The organism is Bacteroides sp. 43_46, assembly GCF_001915455.1.
Classification (GTDB): Bacteria; Bacteroidota; Bacteroidia; order Bacteroidales; family Bacteroidaceae; genus Bacteroides; species Bacteroides caccae.
In genome coordinates, this window is sequence record NZ_MNQN01000081.1 from 1 (window position 1) to 5,534 (window position 5,534).

The following is a 5,534-nucleotide window of genomic DNA, read 5'->3' on the forward strand; positions in this document are numbered from 1 at the left end:
TAACCGACTGAGCTAAGGAAGAATGTTGTTTTTTCTCAAATGCGCTGCAAAAGTAATAGGATATTTTGAAATATGCAATATCTTTGCAAAAAAAATATCGAAGATGGATAAAATAATTGGGTTGGGCAATGCTTTGGTCGATGCGCTGGCAATCATTGAAGATGATAATATTTTGACGGAGATGCAGCTTCCGAAAGGAAGCATGACGCTGATTGATGAAGATAAGTTCTTGAAAATTAGTGAGTATTTCAGCCGGATGAAGACGCACTTGGCTAACGGAGGTTCTGCCGGAAACGCAATTCGGGCAATGGCATGCCTTGGTGCGGGTACGGGATTCATCGGAAAAGTAAGCAATGACTTTTACGGTAACTTTTTCCGGGATAGCCTGCTGGAACGTGGGACAGAGGCGAATTTATTGCTTTCCACTACCCTTCCGTCCGGTGTAGCCTCTACTTTCATTTCTCCTGATGGGGAGCGTACTTTCGGCACTTATTTGGGGGCGGCTTCTACATTGAAGGCGGAAGATCTTTCGCTGGATATGTTCAAAGGATATGCTTACCTATTTATAGAGGGGTATCTGGTGCAAGACCATGATATGATTCTCCGTGCCATTGAGCTGGCTAAAGAGGCCGGCTTACAAGTATGTTTGGACATGGCGAGCTACAATATAGTAGAAGGAGACCTTGAATTTTTCTCTCTGTTGGTCAACAAATATGTGGATATTGTTTTTGCCAATGAGGAAGAGGCAAAGGCCTTTACGGGTAAGGAACCGGAGGAAGCATTGGACATCATTGCCAAAATGTGTAGCATAGCCATTGTAAAGGTGGGTGCCCGTGGTTCTCTGATTCGCAAAGGTACAGAGATGGTGCAGGTACAAGCGGCTCCGGTAGAGAAAGTGGTGGACACTACAGGAGCTGGCGACTATTTTGCGGCAGGTTTCTTGTATGGACTGACGTGTGGCTACTCGCTGGAGAAATGTGGCAAGATAGGCTCCCTTCTCTCCAAAGATGTGATACAAGTGGTGGGTACGGAGCTTCAGGCAGCACAATGGGAAAAAATCAAGGAAGAAATTTTATTAATTAATGTGCTGATGTGCCAATGTGTTAATTGGCTGCGCAATATTTGTTTCGCTATTACGCTGCAGGTTATTAGCACATTGGCACATTGGCATATTAGCACATTATCATAATTATGAGAAGAATTTTAAAGATACGCTGGATGGTTGCCTTGCTGATTGTAGCGGGAGCCGTTTGTTTTTGGGGGTTTAAGAGTGGTGATAGCCGTAGTTTCCAAATAGCAAAGAATCTGGATATATTCAATTCCATTGTGAAAGAGTTGGATATGTTCTACGTGGATACGATTGATCCGAACAAGACTATCCGTGAAGGCATTGATGCCATGCTCTACTCGCTGGACCCCTACACGGAGTATTATCCGGAAGATGACCAAAGCGAATTGGAGCAGATGCTGAAGAATTCCTATGGTGGTATAGGTTCTGTGATTACTTGGAATCCGAAACTGAAACGTTCCATGATATCTGAGCCATACGAGAATATGCCTGCTGCCGATGTAGGCCTGAAAGCCGGAGATATTTTGATGGAAATTGACGGAAAAGACCTTGCCGGAAAGAACAACCAGGAAGTCAGCGAGATGCTTCGCGGACAAGTGGGTACCAGCTTCAAGCTGAAAGTGCAACGTCCCGGTACAGAGAAACCGTTGGATTTCGACATTGTGCGCCGTTCCATCCAATTGCCGTTCATACCTTATTATACGGTGCTGGATAATAATATAGGTTATATCAATCTCAGCACCTTCTCGGGGAATCCTTCCAAGGAGTTCAAGCAGGCTTTTCTGGACTTGAAGAAGCGGGGGATGACTTCGTTGGTGATTGACTTGCGGAACAATGGGGGTGGCTTGCTGGATGAGTCTATAGAGATAGCCAACTTCTTTCTGCCTCGCGGAAAAACACTTGTGACGACAAAGGGTAAGATTAAGCAAGCCAGCAATACCTACAAGACATTGCGTGAACCGTTGGATTTGGAAATTCCTTTGGCTGTTCTGGTCAATGGCGGAACGGCTTCTTCGTCAGAAATCCTTGCGGGCTCTTTGCAGGACCTTGACCGTGCGGTCATTATCGGTAACCGTACTTTCGGTAAGGGATTGGTGCAGACCACCCGTCCGTTACCATACGGTGGTACCATGAAGCTGACGACTTCCAAATATTATATTCCCAGCGGCCGTTGTGTGCAGGCTATCGACTACAAGCACCGGAATGAGGACGGCAGTGTGGGACGTATTCCGGACAGCCTTACTACCGTGTTCCATACGGCTGCCGGACGTGAAGTGCGTGATGGCGGAGGCGTGACTCCGGACATTGCGGTGAAGCAGGAGAAGCTGCCCAACATTCTGTTCTATCTTGTCAATGACAATCTTATTTTCAATTATGCAACGGACTATTGCCTGAAACATCCTACCATCCCTTCAGCAGAGAAGTTTGAAATTACAGATGCCGATTATGCGGACTTCAAGGCGATGGTGAAGAAGGCGGACTTCAAATACGACCAACAGACAGAGAAGATGCTGAAGAACCTGAAGGAGATGGCCGAATTTGAGGGCTATCTGACTGATGCTTCGAAAGAGTTTGAAGCGCTGGAGAAAAAATTGTCGCATAATCTGGACCGTGACCTTGACCATTTCTCCAAGGACATCAAGGGCATGATTGCGGTAGAAATCATCAAGCGTTATTATTTCCAGCGTGGAAGCATTATCCAGCAGTTGAAAGATGATGATGACTTGAAAGAGGCTGTAAAGATACTGACTGCTCCGGCAAAATACAAGGAAATGTTGAGTGCTCCGACAGTGACGTCAATGTCTCTGCAACAAAGAAAGGAGGCAGCCCCGGTTTTTCTGAGTACCGCTACGAGAGCAAATGAGCATGTTTATGATGAAATAGTATAAGGGCATTCTTAAGAGGGTTCTTTTATTTGCTCCTTAATTTATACCGGATAGTCTCTGTATAAGCCTTTTATGCACGGCTATCCGGTTAAGTTGTTTGTAGGGTATTAACTTGTTTTATATTTTTGCAGGTGATAATGAAAATATTGACAAGGTTATGAAACGATTGAATTCTCTGAAAGTATGGCTGTCTGTGGTATTGTTGCTTTGCTTCTCTCTTTCCGGACAAGCCCAGTTCCTGCGCACTTCCTACTTTATGGAAGGAAGTAACCAGCGTATGCAGCTCAATCCGGCCTTGATGCCGGGACGCGGTTATCTGAATATTCCCGTGATAGGTTCGTTGAATGCTACCGTCAACTCCAGTTCCCTGGGGTATAGGGATATTATGGACATTATTGAGAACAGTGATGACAGCGACTATTTCATGAGCAATGACTTTATGAACCGACTGGATGCTACCAATAACTTGAATGTGAATTTGAGTACCGACATTCTGTCTGCCGGGTGGTATAAAGGAAAGAACTTCTGGTCAGTCAATGTGGGGTTGCGTAATGATATCGGTGCCGCCATACCGAAAACCATGTTCCAGTTTATGAATAACATGAGCAGCCGGGAGTTTGGTGACAATATTTCTGACTATTTGGGTATTAACGAAACCATTAATGGACAGAAGCTTGAGATAAATTCCTATGCGGAAGTCGGCCTTGGCTTTGCAAGGAATATCACAGACCGACTGGCTGTAGGTGGTAAGGTGAAGATGCTGCTGGGTATCGGTAACTTAAAGCTGAACATCAACCAGATTCATGTGGAAACTCCTTCTGTCGGCTCTTCAGGAGTGACGAGTAAAGCTTCCATTCAAGTGGATGCAACTTTGGAGAACTCGTCAAAGCTGTTGGAGCTTCCCGAGAATGAGAGTGGCGATTATATCGATGAAATCGATTTTGGCAGTTTCGGTTTTGCCGGATATGGTGGGGCTATTGATTTGGGAGTATCTTACAAGTTACTGGATAAATTGACACTTTCTGCTTCAGTTCTTGATTTGGGTTTTATCAAATGGTCTAAATCGAATACCAGTATAGCGCGAGCCAATGCAGAGCAGACTTATGATCTTCTTGACCCGGCCTCGCAGCAGGAGTTCATGAATATTGTGAACAGCGGCGAGATTCTTAACTATGACATGTTGAAGCTCAAGACGGAGGAGGCTTCTGAGAAGAGCCGTACCCGTGGATTGACTTCTACAATGGTTCTTGGCGCTGAATATGCCTTATTGAATGATTGGCTGGTAGTGGGTGCCTTGTATACCGGTCGTTTTGCCAAACCGAAAACTTTGAATGAGTTGACTTTCTCTGCCTGCATCCGTCCGACGAATGCTTTCAATGTAGCTGCCAGCTATTCCGTACTTCAAGGAGCTGGTAAAACCTTCGGTCTGGCATTGAAGCTGGGTTCCTTCTTTGCAGGAACAGATTATATGTTCTTTGGCAAGAATACGAAGAATGTCAATGCTTACTTGGGGGTTTCTATTCCTTTGGGAAAACAGAAAACGGCTGAAAATTAATAAAGTGAGTTATCAGTTGTCGCGGGTTATCTTTCTATAAAAGAGGATAATCTGCGATTTTGTTTTTACGAAAACGCAAAAAGCTTTATCTTTGCTGGTAAATACCTATAAACAGTACTCATGAGAATTGCAATAACGTTTGGATTATAATGCCGGTATTCAGAATTGGGCCATTGCTCAAGACGAAAGAGGAGTGATGTATTTCGGTAATAACAGTGGGCTGTTGGAATTTGATGGAAGTGCTTGGCGGCTGTATGAATTACCGACAAAAGGAATTGTGCGTGCTATATATATCAGTGAAGATGGAAGAATTTATGTAGGCTCTTACGAAGAATTCGGTTATTTTGTCCGTACTCCTTATGACACTCTTGAATATCATTCATTGAAAAATAAGGTGAAAGATTTTGCGTTTCATAATGACGAAATCTGGGATATTGCTTGCGTTCAAGGAGAAATTGTATTTCAATCATTCGGTTCTCTCTTTTTTTATAATGGAAATTCGGTAGAAGGTATTCGAATGAAGAACCTTCCACTGAATTTGTTCCAGGTTGGAAATACTTTTTATTCTCAAAGAATAAACGGTGGACTTTATGTCTTTGCCGGTAGGGAAATGAAAGAACTTATTCCCAGAAAAGCATTTGGAGATAGTGATGTCCTGGCCGGGCTCCCTTATGATGATGCGGTTTTAATGTTTACCCGTAATCAGGGAGGTTTCCTGTATCGAGATGGGAGGGTAGAAAAATGGGAAACTGAATGTGATGATATATTCAAGAAGCATACCATTAATCGTGCGGTGATGACCAAAGATAGTTGCTACGTTGTTGGCACAATATCCGATGGCATATATGCGTTGGATAAAAAGGGAAAGCTGATTTGGAAGGTCAATACGGATAATAAACTACAGAACAATACTGTTTTGAGATTGTATTGTGATGATGACAACAATATATGGACAGCTTTGGATGAAGGTATTGCCTATATACACAACAATTCTTTAATCTATTATTATGAACCTCCATTTCGT

2 protein-coding genes and 2 pseudogenes are annotated in these 5,534 nt (G+C 43.6%); all 4 read left to right on the top strand.

Annotation, left to right across the window (positions count from 1 at the left end; translation table 11 throughout):
* Positions 1-103 precede the first annotated feature (103 nt).
* Positions 104-1,072 (top strand): annotated as a pseudogene (locus BHV72_RS06880) (adenosine kinase); the annotation flags it as partial.
* Positions 1,073-1,191: 119 nt separating this feature from the next.
* A complete protein-coding gene (locus BHV72_RS06885) occupies positions 1,192-2,958 on the top strand; it encodes a S41 family peptidase (RefSeq protein WP_035447150.1) in 1,767 nt (588 codons plus the stop codon).
* Positions 2,959-3,112: 154 nt separating this feature from the next.
* Positions 3,113-4,510, top strand: coding sequence for a DUF5723 family protein (locus tag BHV72_RS06890; protein WP_022402170.1), 1,398 nt, complete (start codon positions 3,113-3,115; stop codon positions 4,508-4,510).
* Between the two features lie 196 nt (positions 4,511-4,706).
* A pseudogene (locus BHV72_RS06895) lies at positions 4,707-5,534 on the top strand (hypothetical protein); the annotation flags it as partial.

Bases quoted from the DNA above. Each gene is read 5' to 3' on its own strand.
- BHV72_RS06890 (WP_022402170.1), top strand. From the start codon at position 3,113: ATGAAACGATTGAATTCTCTGAAAGTATGGCTGTCTGTGGTATTGTTG.
- BHV72_RS06885 (WP_035447150.1), top strand. From the start codon at position 1,192: ATGAGAAGAATTTTAAAGATACGCTGGATGGTTGCCTTGCTGATTGTA.